Below are 13,829 nucleotides of genomic sequence, written 5' to 3'. Positions count from 1 at the left end.
GGTAGCCCAATAGTAGAAACTTGCATTGAGTTTGTCAAGGGATAAAGGCGCACAATTCTCGCGACATATTGCCGAAATTCGTGTTTTTTCGAGGAGTCAGCGATCTTCCTTGGGAATCCAGTAACGCAACCGCCCCGTAATGTGCAATGCAGGGAGCGAATCCTCGCAATGGCCGCCGCGGCAATCTACCGCATAGAGGTCGAGGTCGGCGGTCCAGGTGGAATCGTCCTTCTGGTCAAAATGAAGCGTGCTGCGCCCCGCGTCGATGCTTCCCTTTTCGGAATTTTCGGCAACGAACCAGGAATACTGCCCCTGTACGGGGTGGTTATCCCCGAGAACCGGCGAATTGACCATGATGGAAAACTGGTCACCGTCAGCGCTCTCTTCGATCTGCGTCCTTAGAAACAGATAGTGATGGCTATTATGGATGAAGGGGATTTCCACGTCATCGGGAGCAAGCTCGACAGTCCTGCTTTTCTCGCCATTTATTTTGTACTTAATGTAGCCGCCGCCCTTGACTTCCCAGCTGTCGTTGATACCGCTACAGGCATAAAGCCCTAGCGCAAGAGCCGGGAAGATGGAAAGGATACGCCGCATCAGTTCTTGATTTCGCCGCCGGATTCTGCCGCCCTGCGCGCCCTCGGGTCTTCGAGAATGTAGAGCGGGAGATAGGAAATTTCTTCGTCATCGATAAGGAGGCGCACGATATACTTGTCGGGGCGCGCAATCTGAAGGCGCTGCATGTTGAGGACAAGGTTTATCGCGGCCGTGTCGAGACCGTCGGCGACGGGCTCGAATGGAATCTTCGATTCCATGACGGGCACTATCGGGTGCCCGCACACGTCCTCGATGGAAAGCTTCAGGTTGTGGATTCCCGCCTCGGAACGCTGGTAGCGGATGCGGAAAGCCGCCGCACACTGCGGAATGACAAAGGGGAACTGCGGAGGGAACGCCCTGTCGAACGCCCCGAGGATATTGAGCCTGCCGCCGATTCCGTTCGCGGTGGCGGCATCGCAGATTGCTGCTATTTCGATATTCATCAATGAACCGTCCATGAATCGGCCACATACTTCATGACGATGGGGCCGAAGTTGACACCTCTACCGCCCGCATTTTCCCAGGCCAGCATGGAAATGAAGACCTTTCCGTCGCTTGCAACTGCGATATCGGGAACCGAGCCGCGGAGATAGTAGTGCTTGCTGTTGTAGAATACAGTCTTGAAGTAGGGCAACTCGTTTTCGCCCATGAGCTTCCACGTGCTTCCGTCGAGGTAGAACACGTGGCTCTGCGCGAGCGAGGGTTTGCCCTTGTCGTCGATAATCGCGTAAAGCTTATTGTCGTAGGCGGCAAGCTTGATATGGTATGCCAAGATGCCTTCGTGGATGGATTGTCCGAACACTCCCGACTTGTTCCATGTGATGGAGGATGTGTTTGCGCTTCCCTTGTACACGTAAGGTCCGTACGATTCGGTATTGCGGTTCAGGAATCCCAGATAGAGCGTGTTCCCATCGGCCACGAGGTTGATTCCGTTCATGTTCTGTTCGATCTTCTCGGAATTCTTCTTCAAGGCGTAATCACTGCCGTACAAGGTGTAGTAGGCCTGGTAAGCCGACGTCGTATCGACAAAGACGAACGCGAGCATGCCGTTCTGCATATAGGCGGCCTGCTGTTCGCGCATCTTCAGCGGATGGTTCGTGTATGTCGTATCGCAGACGGTCCTGCGGTGTTCCGTGCGGCAATTCGAAGTCGTGAACGTCCGGTATGTGGGGACGCTTACGTCGGCCGTGACCCATGCAGAGCCGTCCCAGCGGCTGTACATCGTTGCATTCGTAGTTGTCTTGAGGTAGCTTACGAGCGGGTACCCGGAAGTGGGATGGCAATCGAGCGCCATGATGGAGGCCTCTTCGATGGCATCGCCCACGGAGGCCCAGGTCGAAGTTCCGTTCGCAGACCTGTAGACGGAGAGGTTACCTGCGCTCGTGAGGACCGCGAGATAGAGGTCGCTCCCGCCAGACTTGAGCTTGAGGGAAACGATGGAATCTGCAGCCGAAATTCCGGCCGTACTGATGGATTTCCAGGTGCTTCCGTCGAGATACTTCGTCGTGACCGCCTTCGCGCCGGAGAGGTAGGCCACGACAGGTTTTGCGCCCGCCACGGCAATAACCGGCGGAGTCGTCATCTTGCTCGTCTCGAGAACCGTATCGCTCGTGGCGAGATTCCGCCATGCCTTGCGGAAGTAGACCTTGCGGCAGACTTCTTCGGCACGGTGTCTGGAGAAGAACGCCTGGTTCGGATGCGCCGACGTGCTATCGCGGTAGTCGAGGCAGATGGTGAGCGAATTGTCCCTGGAACTGCGGATGAACGCGGAGTTGAATTCGGCGATATTGGTATCGAGAGAACCGTCATGGTTGCCCTGGTAGTAGTTGCCATCGACATTGCTGAAGCTCCACCAGAAGTCCTGATGGTTCTCGTCGCCGATCGTACCGAGTGTCGATTTCTTGCCGCCCCACGAAGTATCGTAGAAGTAGTAGGATTCACCGCTATCGAAGGATTCGTCGCCGCTCCAGAGGTACACCGTATCGGCCGCGGTAATCACGCCCACGGGCGACTGCTTGATGATACGGACAAAGGTCGTATCGCTAAACACCGCCTTGGTACTCGATTCCTCGGCACTGACGACGCAGTACAGGTCCCTGCCGTCCACCGTGTATTCGCCGGGCCGGAAATCGTAGAAACTGGACCCGTTCTTGTAGTAATCATACCGCGTGACGTTCGCTTCGAGCGAAGTATCCTTTTTCTGGTCGAAGCATTCCCAGGTGAACCAGCTGATGCCCTGCCAAACGTTGTTGACCGTGGCATTGAGTTCGAAGAGGTCGCCCGCCGTCACGTAGATTTCCTCGTCCTTCACGGAAATGACGGGAAGCTCGGTAGAATACTGTATCCTCATCGTATCCATCGCCATGTTTCCATCGTTGTCCGTGGCGCGCGCAACACAGTAGAAGGTCGCCGTCGCGGCGGGAGCCTTCCAGACCGTATCGTACTGAGAAACAGTCTTCCAGTTATTCGCGATTTCGGAAGGCGTCCCGCAACTCCATTCCCGCTTCTCGATGAAGCCCGGGAAGTCGGGGTAGTCGTAGGCCGTGGCGCCCAGCACGATGTTGTAGCCCTCGCGGACGACAGCCGACTCGTTTGCGACAACAACGGTCGGAGGCGCAAGGATGATATCGATCAGGGTCGTATCGCGCGAGGTATTGCCGTCGTCGTCGGTAACGCGGATAATGCACTTGTAGCCATTCTGGGCCGTAGCAGGCATGGAGGCCGAATACTGCGGGGAAGTCGCGCTGGAGTAGGTGAACCCGATATTCTGCGCATCGGCAGAACCGCATCCCCATTCGTAGAGCACGATTCGCCCATAAAGGTCGCTCGCCATGGCGTCGAGCCCGAGAGTATCCTTGATGGTGACGGTGTAATTGCCCAGCACCTGGACTGTCGGCGGGTCCTGCAGCACATTGAATACCGCCGTATCGCTCGCCTGGTTATTGTCGTCGTCGGTGACGCGGATGGCGCAGTACCAGTTGCACGCCTCGGGCGGCATCGTGACGGTCGGGGTCGTATTCTTTGCAAAACTCGTCCAGCCGTTTTTCAGGTTCGCGCGGACACTGTCGCAGGCCAATTCGTAGCCCACAATTTCACCGAGGGTATCCATCGCAACGAATCCAAGCTGCACCTGGTCCTTGATGGTGAGCGTCTGGTTCGTGATGTTGAGCGAGACGTACGGGAGATCCAGCAGCACCCTGAAGTATGCCGTATCGTTGGCCGTTTCGCCGTCGTCGTCGGTCGCCCTGACAATGCACTTGTAGTTTTCGGACGCGATTCCCGGCATCTGGACGGAAATGGGAAGATTCGAGAGCGACTGCTGCGGGGTCGCAAAAGTGGTGTCGTAGTCGAAGGCGACTATGGTTCCGTTGGAGCAGCCCCATTCGATCTTCGCGATGGTCCCGAACCTGTCGCTTGCGTTCACCCTGAGTTCCACAGACGAATTGATCTTGTGGCGATTGTCCATGGATTCCGACGTCACCTGGATTGTAGGCGGATCGGGGATTACGTTCACAAGCAGCGTATCCGCGCGCTGTACGAGTGCGGAATTCTCGATTTTCACGATAAGTTTCTTGGTTCCGGGAGCCGACCACGAAATATCGCCTTCCAGACGGTCGTCCGTCGGGCACGGAGTGCCGCCGGCGCAAATCCAGCTGAGCGTAAAGAACTTGTCTCCGGAATCGCTGTTGTTGCCATCCGCAAAAAGCTTATAGGAGATGACATCGTTCACGGAAACGTTTGTATCGTTCGTCGGGGATTCGAAATAGACGACAGGGCCGTCATTGAAGAAGCCGAAGCGCACCTTGTTCGTAACGACTCCGTCATCCGTCCTTGCCACCATTTCGTAGAAGGCCCCTATACGGATGTCACCCGGCAGCATCGTCTTGTCAAGGACCAAGGTCGCCACGCTGTCGTCAATCTCAGTACGGAATACCGACGCGTTTTCGACATTCGATTCCCACGTGACGCTATCCGGCATCGGGAGGGCGCTTTCGACCTTCGCCTTGAACGTGAACGAATGGAGGAGGTTGATCATCGAAGTCGCCTTGTCATCCACCGTAAGCGTTATATTCGAAGCGCGGACCATAAAGTTCAGCTTGGTCGTATCCGAGACTAGCCCCGCGCTATCCTTGACCACGAGAGCGAGGGAATGTTCCCCGTCCGCAAGGTTTTCGACATTCTTCGTCCAGCTGTTCACCGTAAAGTAAGACGCCTCGGTTTCCACCCCGTCAAGCCAGGCTTTCGCGGAATCGACCTGCGAACCGAAGTCGTAGAGCCTGAACGCGAACTGGTAGTCGCGCACGCGGATAGTATCCAGTTTCTTATTGAAGACGATGACGGGCGCCGCCGTATCCTTGAGCGTAAGCGTCGGGAGTTCGGTGGTATCGTCGGCGATGACAATCCTGTCCTTGAGGCTTGCGCGGTCGAACCTGTAGTTCGTGGTATCGATGGCGTAGACGTCATAAGATCCCGGGGGGACGTTCATGCTGTAGTAGCCGCTCTCCTTCGTGGTACCGTAGAAGAAGTTCCCGAGCGTATCTTCCATGGCGATGCGGATTCCCGAATGATGGTGCCAGCTCTGGTATTTCGCATAGCCGTTGAAGTTTCCGTTCGTATTGTCGAGGTTCCCGAGGAAGAACTTCCACGGTCTCAACTTCCCGCCATCGTCGACATGCTTCGCGACAACCGTATCGTAGCCGTCGGTCACCCAGACATCCCAGTAGAGGATACCGGAGAGGCCAATCAGGTTCTTGCCTGTCGTATCGACAATCTCGAAGCTCTTCTCGGCGATATCGCGTGCGACAAGGTATTCCTCGGGGTCGGTAAAGATGGGCGGGTTGCGTCCGTCGGGGCTCTTCGCCACGCGGATGTAGTAACGGAGCGAGCCCGGGTTGTCCCGGTCTTCGGCGCGGTAGTAGAAGGCGAAACGTTCCTTGCTGCTGAAGCGGCCGCCGTCAAGCGGCTGCAACAGTTCAATCGTGGGCAACTGGTTGAAATGCAGGTAGACCGTATCGAGGGTCTCGTTGCCGTCGTCGTCCACCGCGATGACATAGACCGTCTGGTTCCCGAGCGAGTCAACGTAATCCTTCTTGTAGGGAATCGAGATGGCGAGGCTGTCGCTCCCCTTGACCTTCTTTGTATCCCAGACCTTGGCGGAATCCTTGCCCGGGCCATCGATATCGACCTTGACTTCGACCACGGTGCCGAAGGAATCGGCCGCCCAGATATTGAAATTTGCGGCCTTCTTGTGACGCGCCTTCACCGTATCGCGCGGAACGTAGAGCACGGGAGGCGTATCGATGACACGGACATAGAGCGGCCTCCTGTGGATACCCGCCGTATCTATGGCGTTGTTACCGTCAATCGCGCGGAAAATGGGGAAATAGACGCCGGCACTATCGTAGGCCCAGCTTTGCGCCACGGTGTTCTCGCTCGTGACGACGCTGTCGCCAAAGATCCATTCGAACCTGTAAATCTTGTCGGCGTAGAGAGGCAGGAATCCCATAAAGTAGACGGAATCGCCGACCGTCACCGTAATCGTGTCCGCGACGGAATCGGCCGGGAGGGTCATCGTCGTAATAGAATCCGCGAAAGCTTCGGCATTCTCGAAGGGGTGATCAAAGGCGAATACGATGGAATGGTTGTTCCTGAGCCGGACGTTTTCCACAATGGAAGATTCCCTTGAACAGGCGAATAGGGCCACAAGGCATGCCGCCAAGGCTAGAATCAGGCAAGAATTTCTCAATCGCATATCGGATTCCTCATTAGACACGAAATAACGGGGCGCCTATGGGGGCGTCCTGCATTTTTAAATTTATCTTTTTAATTCGAAAAAACAAACGCCTATCTTTGTTTATATATTCTACTATGTAGGTTTTTGAGGCTTTTATGGAAGAAATCCCCCTCTGGTACTGGCTTTTGGTGTTTTTTGCCTTCGGCGCGTGCGTCGGGAGCTTCTACAACGTGATTGTTTACCGCATGCCCCGCGGGATTTCGCTCATCAACCCGCCGAGCCACTGTCCGCTGTGCAAGAAGCACATCCCCATCCGCTACAACCTGCCTATCGTGGGGTGGCTATGGCTACGCGGGAAGAGCGCCTGCTGCCACCAGCCCATCAGCGTCATCTACCCGATTGGGGAGGCGCTGTGCGGCTTGCTGGGTGCGATTGCGCTGTTTGCTGCCGTCGCGGTAGTGGGCGGTGTGCCGGTATCGGCCTCTTTTTTCACGGCGCCGGTCACTGAACCCGCGGTGTGGGCGTCGGCATTTGCGATGTTTTGGCTTTTGCTCGGGGCGTACCCGGTATGTGCGGTCGACTGCAAGTACAAACTGATTCCCGATTCCATCTCGGTGGGCGGGATTGTCGCTGGCCTTTTGATTTCGATTATCCCCGGCGGTGTCGCTCCGCTCCAGAGCCTGGTCGGGGCGGTGGTCGCGGGCAGCGGACTCTACCTGGTGGGTTGGTGCGCGACGAAACTTCTGAAGAAGGAAGCCATGGGCTTCGGCGACGTAAAGCTCCTCGCGGGCTACGGCGCACTGATGGGCGTGACGGGCGCGGTCGAGACGCTAATCGTGGCCGCGATCCTCGGCATCGTCGTGATGGTCCCCTACGGCAAGATTGCCACTCGTCGCAATGCCGCTGGCCAGGATGCCGCCGAAACCTCGGGACAGATTCCCTTCGGGCCGTTCCTCGCGGTGGCCGCACCCTTCATGTACCTCTGGGGCGAGCAGTTATTTAACTTGTATGTAGCGCTCGTTTTCGGGGAATAAGTCGATTTTGACATTTTTGGGGATTAAATGAAGTTTCTTTGACCATTTAATCCCCATTTTCAGGGAAATCACTCAATTCGGATTGTTTTTTGCATATTGCGCGAGCCGTCGCGCACCTTTACGATGTATATCCCGCGGGGCAGCCCAGCCATGCTTGCCGCGCGGCCGACGCTTTCACGCACTAGCTTGCCGGTCGCACTGAAAACTTGCACGCGGGCTGCGGGCGAGTATTCCAAGCGGGGGTTCGCGAGGCCGCTAGCGAGTCCACCGATTGCTGTCGTCGTGTCGGAGGTGTCGGGCTTCGTCACGTTCACTGCGGTCAGTTCCAGCTGGTCGAGGTTCGGGCCGTCGTTTCCGCCCACGGTCGCGAATGTGATGGTGCTAGCGCCAAACGGCAGCATGATGGAAACGTCCTTCGTCACGTAGGTGGTCCAGTTGCCGGTCGTCGCGAATTCGACCTCCTGCGATTCGCTCGCATCGCCCTTGATGGAAAGGCTGCGGGCCGCATTGCTCCCGTTCGCGTATGTCAGGGTAAGTTTGTATTCGCCGGCCCCGTCAGCATAAACCGGCACCTTCACGCTCGATGTTCCCGTGCCGAAGTTCACGTAGCCCGCACCCGCGAAGCCCGCGTTGCTACTCTCGTTGACGGCATTCTCGATAACGCCCTCTTCGGCCTGGAACTTGCCCGAGCCATCGCCGATGAACGAGGGCGTAAGTTCGATGTCGCCTGCAGCGGTAATGCTTGCCTGCGGTTTGCTCGCGTCGATACCCGCGGCGCTCTTGCCGCTCCAGCCGGCGAATTTCCAGCCGGAGTTGGGAGTGGCGGTGAATGTCGCCGTCTTGCCTTCCATGACCTTGTCGCCGCTGAGGTTTGTGCTGACCTTGCCGCCGATGGCGTCGCCAAGCGTCACCTTGTAGTAGGTGGCGTTCGCGTCAATAGTCATGACTTCGTTGGAGTATGCGCCGAGGCCGCCCATGCTGTTGGCCGCACGCACCGTAATCTTCGAGCCCACCGCGATGCCTTCGAGCGAGAAGCTCGGAGTAATCACGTTTGCCTTGTACTTGCCGTTCACGAAAATAACCCATGCGCGTGCGTTGTTATCGTCGGCCCAGGTAATTTCGGCGCCTTCCTGCGCAATTTTCGGAGCGTTCACCTGCGCGGTCAACTTGGTCGGGTCCCAGTTGTCGCTACCCTTGAGCACGTTTTGGAGCGTGTACTTCGCGGCATCGCTTGCGTTCCACACCGTCTTGAGCGTGGTCGCGGTCGAGGCGTCCTTGCCGCCATTGAAATACGTCTTGCGCTGGCTCGTGTTCACAGCGTTGCCGTTGCCGTCCTTGCTGTTGTATTCGCCAAAAACCTGCGGGGCGGAATTCATGTCGGGGCCCCAGCCTTCGCCCTTGGGCTGCGCAATCATCTTCGTGTTCAAGAAGACCGTCTTTGCGTGGCCCCAGGAACGCCCCAGGTAGAAAGTGCCGTTGAAACTGTTGTTGCTTACCGTGATGGTCGCGTTGTTGAAGACGTAGCCCCAGTCACCCGGATTTTGCGATGCAGTGATGTAGCCGCCGTTTCGTGTCATCACGAGCTTGGTGCCTTCGAAGAATACGTCGCCGCCACCGCAGATGAAGTCCACCGTGCCGTCGATTTCGCCGCCTTCCCAGTAGGTGCGGCCCTTCTTGGTGTAGTAGGTATCCTGACCGCTCAGCAGGCGCACGTTCTTGTAGATAAACTTGTCGCCCTCGTTCTGCTGCAGGGCCACCTGGCGCGCCGCGTTGCCGGAGTTGTATGTGCCCTTGTTCTGCAGGGTGATGTCCTGCATGTACATCTCGTTGTTTTTCGGGAAGTATATTGTCGCCGTGAGGCTTATGCCCTCGGTGTCGGTCGTGTTCGCGATGATCGTCTTTTCGAGGCTCTGCCCGATAATCGAGAGGTACGAGGCGCTCACGGTCGATTTCCCGTGGCTGTCGCCCGTAAGCTTGGTGATGTCGTATTCGCCATCGGGCACGAAGATGACGAAGCGGTTGCTGGCAGATGCGCCCGACTTGCTGGCAGCAGCAACAGCCGCCTTGAAATCGCCATCGACACCGACCACGAAATCGATTTTCTTTTTCTCGACCGCGGATGCGCTCACCGCAAGAGCGAGGAATGTGCAAACTGCAAACCTGTTCATGATTACCTCGCCACGCCGTTTACTCGGAACACCTTGCCGTTGCCGCGCCTAAGGTACACGCCCGCGCTTTTGCCGCGAATGCCGAAGTCCACGAAGTAACGGTCCGCGGGAGCCCCGACTGCGGAGCGGCGCATGTCGCGCTTCCCAATAAACTCCGTGGTGTCGCCCGGAGTCGTGCTGGTATCGCCCACATCGACCTTGCCCACGAGCAGGTCCTCGTTCATCCAGCCGATGTAATCGATATTCGCCATGCCGTCTTTCGAGAGGCTCGTGAACTTGAGTTCGCTGTAGCCCGCGGGCAGTTCCACCTCGACGGATTGCGTTTTCCAGGTGGTCCAGCCGCCGGTCGATTCCATGTTCCCGCTTTCGATGAGCGTCCTGTCGTCTGCAGTAACGCTGAACCCGCGTTCTGCGCTCCCGCCGTTCGCAAAGCTGATATAGAGCGTGTACTTGCCCTCGGCTTTTGCCGTCACGCCGTAGGTCACGAAACTTCCCGTCGCGTTGGCTACGTTCGCGTAGCCTTCGCCCACGAATCCCGTGTTGCTCGATTCCTTCACGCCGTCGATTTCAACAAAGTTCACGCCGTCGATAAACGCCTTGCAGGAATCGTTCCCGCACATGGCCGCCGGAGGGGGCGGTTCCACGTAGGTTCCCTGCAGCTTTTCGAGTGCCGCGAGGTATGCCGATTCTGCGCTCAGCAGGGCGGAACCGTAGTCGCCTGCCCACTGGTAACCCGTGCGGCGTTCCTCGCTAATCTTGGTGAAGTCCTGCGTCTTGGTGCTTGCGCCGTCGCGGTCGCAGAAGAAGTAGTTGTCGTTGTTCACCTCGTAGAAGCGGTACCACAGCACGTTTCCGTCGCGCTGCTCGAAAGTCCCCGCCTTCTTATTGAAGTAGAGCCCCACGACGCGGGTCTTCTTGTACCAGGCGATTGCGCCCTTGACCGCCTTCTGGATGGCTTCGGTTTGTTCGGGCCAGTTCATCAGGAACCATACCACGCCGGCGGATTCGCTGCCCGACTTGGATTCCAGTTCGTAGGCGCGTGCGGGGCGCGGCGCATAGTTTGCCGTGTCGTGCTGGGCGCACCATACCGTCAAGTTTCCGTTGTTCACAATCTGCGCCTTGAGCAGGTAGTCGACAGCCTTGTCGAGGGCGGACTTCATCTTGTTCCGGGTCGCATCGTCGATGATGTCGCTGTCGAAGGGCGAAGTCCTGTTCGCGATATCCATCATCGTGACCATCGCGCGCACCATCGCGTTGTCGTTGAGCGTCACGTGGTCGCTGTAGTTGCCGCGCTTGGGCCAAACCTGCGGGAGGCCTCCCGTGGAACGTTGCATGGTGAGGATAAAGTTCAATGCCTTGTTGAAGCTCGACTTGAAGGTCGCCTTGTAATTACTGTTCGTTGTTTCCTTGTAGCGCACCGCCAGCAGGCGCATTTCCTGGATAGTCGCGTTGTTGTCGATGGTGCCGAGGTCGCCGCCGTCCTTGGAGCGCCATTCCGACTTTTGCCCGCCGGTGTATGCACTCTTGTACTTGTCGGCCATCGCCTTGTAAAAACCGCCGTTGCTGATTTGCCACGTGGTCATGTTGTAGGTGTACTGGTCGATATCCATGCCGGAAGCGGCCGAGGTCAGTTCCGAATAGCCGCGGTAGCTGTTGATTTTCGAGACCGCCGTTGCGGGGGGGACGTAGTCTGCCGCCAAAGCGAAAGAGCCTCCCGATAACAGGGGGAGCGTTACAAGAATTCCAAACCAGCGTTTTTCCATAACATCCTCACGTTAAGAAAACTATGCCATACAGCATTAATCTAACATAATATATGTCAAAAAAGCTGGCAGGGAACGATGTTTTTATTTACAAGTTGTCCATGGACAACGCCCAAAATAGGCAAAACGGAGCACATTTGGAAGCGTTGCCGTGCCACTATACCTTAAAGCCCGCATCCACCATGCATTTTTGTGCGAAGGCGTTCGCCTCGTCCTCTTTTTCGGGATAGTTGTGCGTGATCTCGATGTTCTGCAAACAGATACCCTTCTTGCCGTGGTAAAGCACGTGCGCCAGCTCATGGAAGAAAGTGAACCACATCGTCGCGCGTTTCTCGAAGCGGTCGTGCAGCTGGATTAGGGGAACGTCCTTGTACCAGCGGTACATCCCGTGAACCGGCGAACTCTTGAAGTTCTGCACAAACAGCACGCGGATACCGATTTTGCGGCACAGCGCCTGCAGGCCAGTCATGCAGTCGTCAACCACTTCCGCCTCGGGCGTCCAGTAGGTAATGCGCTTCTTGCTCTTCGGGCGAACCCTGTTGGCCGCCGCAAATGCGATGATTTCGGGGAGCGCCGCCTTCAGGTTCTTGCGGACCGCGGGCTGCCCCAGCTTTTCCATCGGGTCCTGGTCCGAAAGGATTTCGCCCCGACGAATCCATGCCGACATGGCATACGGGTCCTTGACATCGGCGAGCGAAATGCGGAAGGCGACCTTCAGGCGGGCATCCTTGTAGTAACTGTCCCACGCCTGCGGAGACGCCACCGCGAAGAACTTGAGGAGCGAAAGGCCCGATTTGTCGTCCGCCTCGTTTTTACCGCGCCGTACCCAGTCGCGCACACCAAGTTCTTCGGGAAAAGACTTTCTCCAGAGAGGCTGGTCCGAAAGCGAAGCCTTGACTCGTTCGCGTGAAAGGTATTCATCATAAGCAATTTGGCTACGCAGCCAAAACGAAGCTGGGATTTCTGTAACCATCTCCAACATAATTGCGACTTCCGGCATAATGCGGCAATTGCCTTGCAAAATATCATTCACCGCCTTGGGCGTGTAACCCATGCGAGCAGCCAAGTCATTCGCATCTAGGCCCATTTCTTCAAGTTTTTCAGCAAGATGCCGCCCAGGAGGCACCACAACAGCCAATTCGTCACATCTAAAAACCTGCATAAGAGCTCCTACTTATGATAATCTACAATTTCTAAGATAGAAACAGTTTGTTCCACAATCAATCCGACGATATTCCCGTCACTATTTAAAACCGGCTTGAATATAAGCCGATACGGATGATCTAAATCGCACGCCCATTGCCCCGCACGGTCGCCAACCAATTCATGAAAACGCCCCGCCACATATTTCAATGAATCCAAATCAACAGCTCGAAGCAAGGCGTCTATTCTTACCGAATAAACATCCGCCCGTCGTTGCCCCAACTTTCGCACAGCATAGGCCCTGTCGCCCGCGCAGCGAGCTAATTCTTTGTCTGCATATACTACTTGCACCTACCACCTCATCATTTTACCACACCTACAATATACATTAAAATTTTAATAAATGCAATAGGTACATTATTTTTTATAAAAAAAAACAGGAAAGTCCGAGCCCTTGACAGCAGGATTACGCCGAGTATAGATTTATTCTTGCTAGTGCAAAAAAACAAAGGAGCAAATTATGGGAAGGAAGCCGCGCATCAATTCATTCATCTACACATATGGCAAATTCGGGAAAGGATTTCGGGAAATCCTGGACACCGAGAATAAATTCCTGTACTCACACGGACGCTATCCGACAAAAATCGTAGCAGAGGACCTGCCCGAAGACTACATAAAAATTCATAGTCGCACGCTTTGGTATATGACGGGTTTCCTCAAGACATCGGGCGTTGTCGATATCCAATACAAAATGGCGAAGCTAAACCATCTGTTCAAGGACGATTACGTCTTTATTTCTTACAAAGAAAAACTGAAGGTTGAAGAAGACCGATTTGGTTTCATAGACTATGTCAATTACGACGCATGTTTTTGCGGGCCCGACATCCTAGATATCGCCCACGCCATTGAGAAATATTCACATCTTGACATTTCGCACATTCGAAAGGGAATGAAGGAAAAAGTACGCTGGCTAAAGAAAAACGAACCCGATTTTTACGAAACATGCTTTCACGGAAACGACAAGAAATTTTTGAAAGAAATCGATAGCAAGTGGTGATTAACCTACACCGCGACCTTGAATACGATACCACCCGTCACGTAACGGTGGATGATGGAATTGATGAGCGTCTGGTACGGCATGCCAGCAGCCTTTGCCATTTTCTTGATGCCATTCAGGTCATCAAGCTGCATACGAATAGTGATGTTCTTCGCCGAAGCAGACATAATGTCAGCCCGAATCCGTTCTTCCTCCTCGTGCGAAAGCGGAACTGTTTCGTCATTTTCCACCGCTTCCATCAAAGCGCGTTCTTCGTCATCAATCGGCTCATCTATAAATTTCGAGTTCGCCATTTTCTAACCTCCTCTGATACAAACGGCTTTTGAAAGCTGT

General features: G+C 55.5%; 10 protein-coding genes. 2 read left to right on the top strand and 8 right to left on the bottom strand.

Going from position 1 to position 13,829, the window contains the following annotated elements; translation table 11 throughout:
* Window positions 1–96: 96 nt before the first annotated feature.
* From B4B27_RS06970 to B4B27_RS06960, 3 genes are read right to left on the bottom strand one after another with little or no spacing between them, the layout of a single operon-like run.
* On the bottom strand, window positions 97–597 hold the full coding sequence (locus B4B27_RS06970; RefSeq protein WP_290725030.1) for a hypothetical protein: 501 nt from the start codon (window positions 595–597) through the stop codon (window positions 97–99).
* On the bottom strand, window positions 597–1,040 hold the full coding sequence (locus B4B27_RS06965) for a DUF6941 family protein (RefSeq protein ID WP_173365022.1): 444 nt from the start codon (window positions 1,038–1,040) through the stop codon (window positions 597–599). Before B4B27_RS06965 ends, B4B27_RS06970 begins: the two co-directional genes overlap by 1 nt.
* Window positions 1,040–6,349: a hypothetical protein gene (locus B4B27_RS06960; RefSeq protein WP_290725027.1), complete on the bottom strand. Its 5,310-nt coding sequence runs from the start codon at window positions 6,347–6,349 to the stop codon at window positions 1,040–1,042. The genes B4B27_RS06965 and B4B27_RS06960 overlap by 1 nt, the downstream gene beginning before the upstream one ends.
* Window positions 6,350–6,486: 137 nt before the next feature.
* Here B4B27_RS06960 and B4B27_RS06955 point away from each other — a divergent pair, with 137 nt between their 5' ends.
* Window positions 6,487–7,365 (top strand): prepilin peptidase, encoded by an 879-nt coding sequence (locus B4B27_RS06955; protein WP_290725025.1) that lies wholly within the window; start codon window positions 6,487–6,489, stop codon window positions 7,363–7,365.
* A 68-nt stretch (window positions 7,366–7,433) separates the two neighbouring features.
* Here B4B27_RS06955 and B4B27_RS06950 read toward each other — a convergent pair whose 3' ends face one another.
* From B4B27_RS06950 to B4B27_RS06935, 4 genes are all read right to left on the bottom strand, one after another.
* Window positions 7,434–9,533 (bottom strand): pectinesterase family protein, encoded by a 2,100-nt coding sequence (locus B4B27_RS06950; protein ID WP_290725023.1) that lies wholly within the window; start codon window positions 9,531–9,533, stop codon window positions 7,434–7,436.
* A gap of 2 nt (window positions 9,534–9,535) precedes the next feature.
* Entirely contained in the window at window positions 9,536–11,296 is a 1,761-nt protein-coding gene (gene pelA, locus B4B27_RS06945; RefSeq protein WP_290725020.1) for a pectate lyase, read from the bottom strand.
* Window positions 11,297–11,453: 157 nt separating this feature from the next.
* Window positions 11,454–12,458, bottom strand: a complete 1,005-nt coding sequence (locus B4B27_RS06940) for an XRE family transcriptional regulator (RefSeq protein WP_290725018.1) — start codon at window positions 12,456–12,458, stop codon at window positions 11,454–11,456.
* An 8-nt stretch (window positions 12,459–12,466) separates the two neighbouring features.
* The gene (locus tag B4B27_RS06935) at window positions 12,467–12,790 is read right to left on the bottom strand and encodes a type II toxin-antitoxin system RelE/ParE family toxin (RefSeq protein ID WP_173381221.1); all 324 of its coding nucleotides are present in this window, start codon (window positions 12,788–12,790) and stop codon (window positions 12,467–12,469) included.
* 169 nt (window positions 12,791–12,959) lie between these two features.
* Here B4B27_RS06935 and B4B27_RS06930 point away from each other — a divergent pair, with 169 nt between their 5' ends.
* Window positions 12,960–13,496 carry a hypothetical protein gene (locus tag B4B27_RS06930; protein ID WP_290725016.1) on the top strand — a complete coding sequence of 179 codons (537 nt, stop codon included), beginning with the start codon at window positions 12,960–12,962 and terminating at the stop codon, window positions 13,494–13,496.
* 5 nt (window positions 13,497–13,501) lie between these two features.
* Here B4B27_RS06930 and B4B27_RS06925 read toward each other — a convergent pair whose 3' ends face one another.
* A complete protein-coding gene (locus B4B27_RS06925) occupies window positions 13,502–13,789 on the bottom strand; it encodes a CopG family antitoxin (protein WP_073113580.1) in 288 nt (95 codons plus the stop codon).
* Window positions 13,790–13,829 lie beyond the last annotated feature (40 nt).

Origin of the sequence: Fibrobacter sp. UBA2449, from assembly GCF_002342555.1 — a bacterium.
Taxonomy (GTDB): domain Bacteria; phylum Fibrobacterota; class Fibrobacteria; order Fibrobacterales; family Fibrobacteraceae; genus Fibrobacter.
Note: the sequence above shows the minus strand (reverse complement) of the source record. Positions and strands in the feature narration are given on the sequence as shown.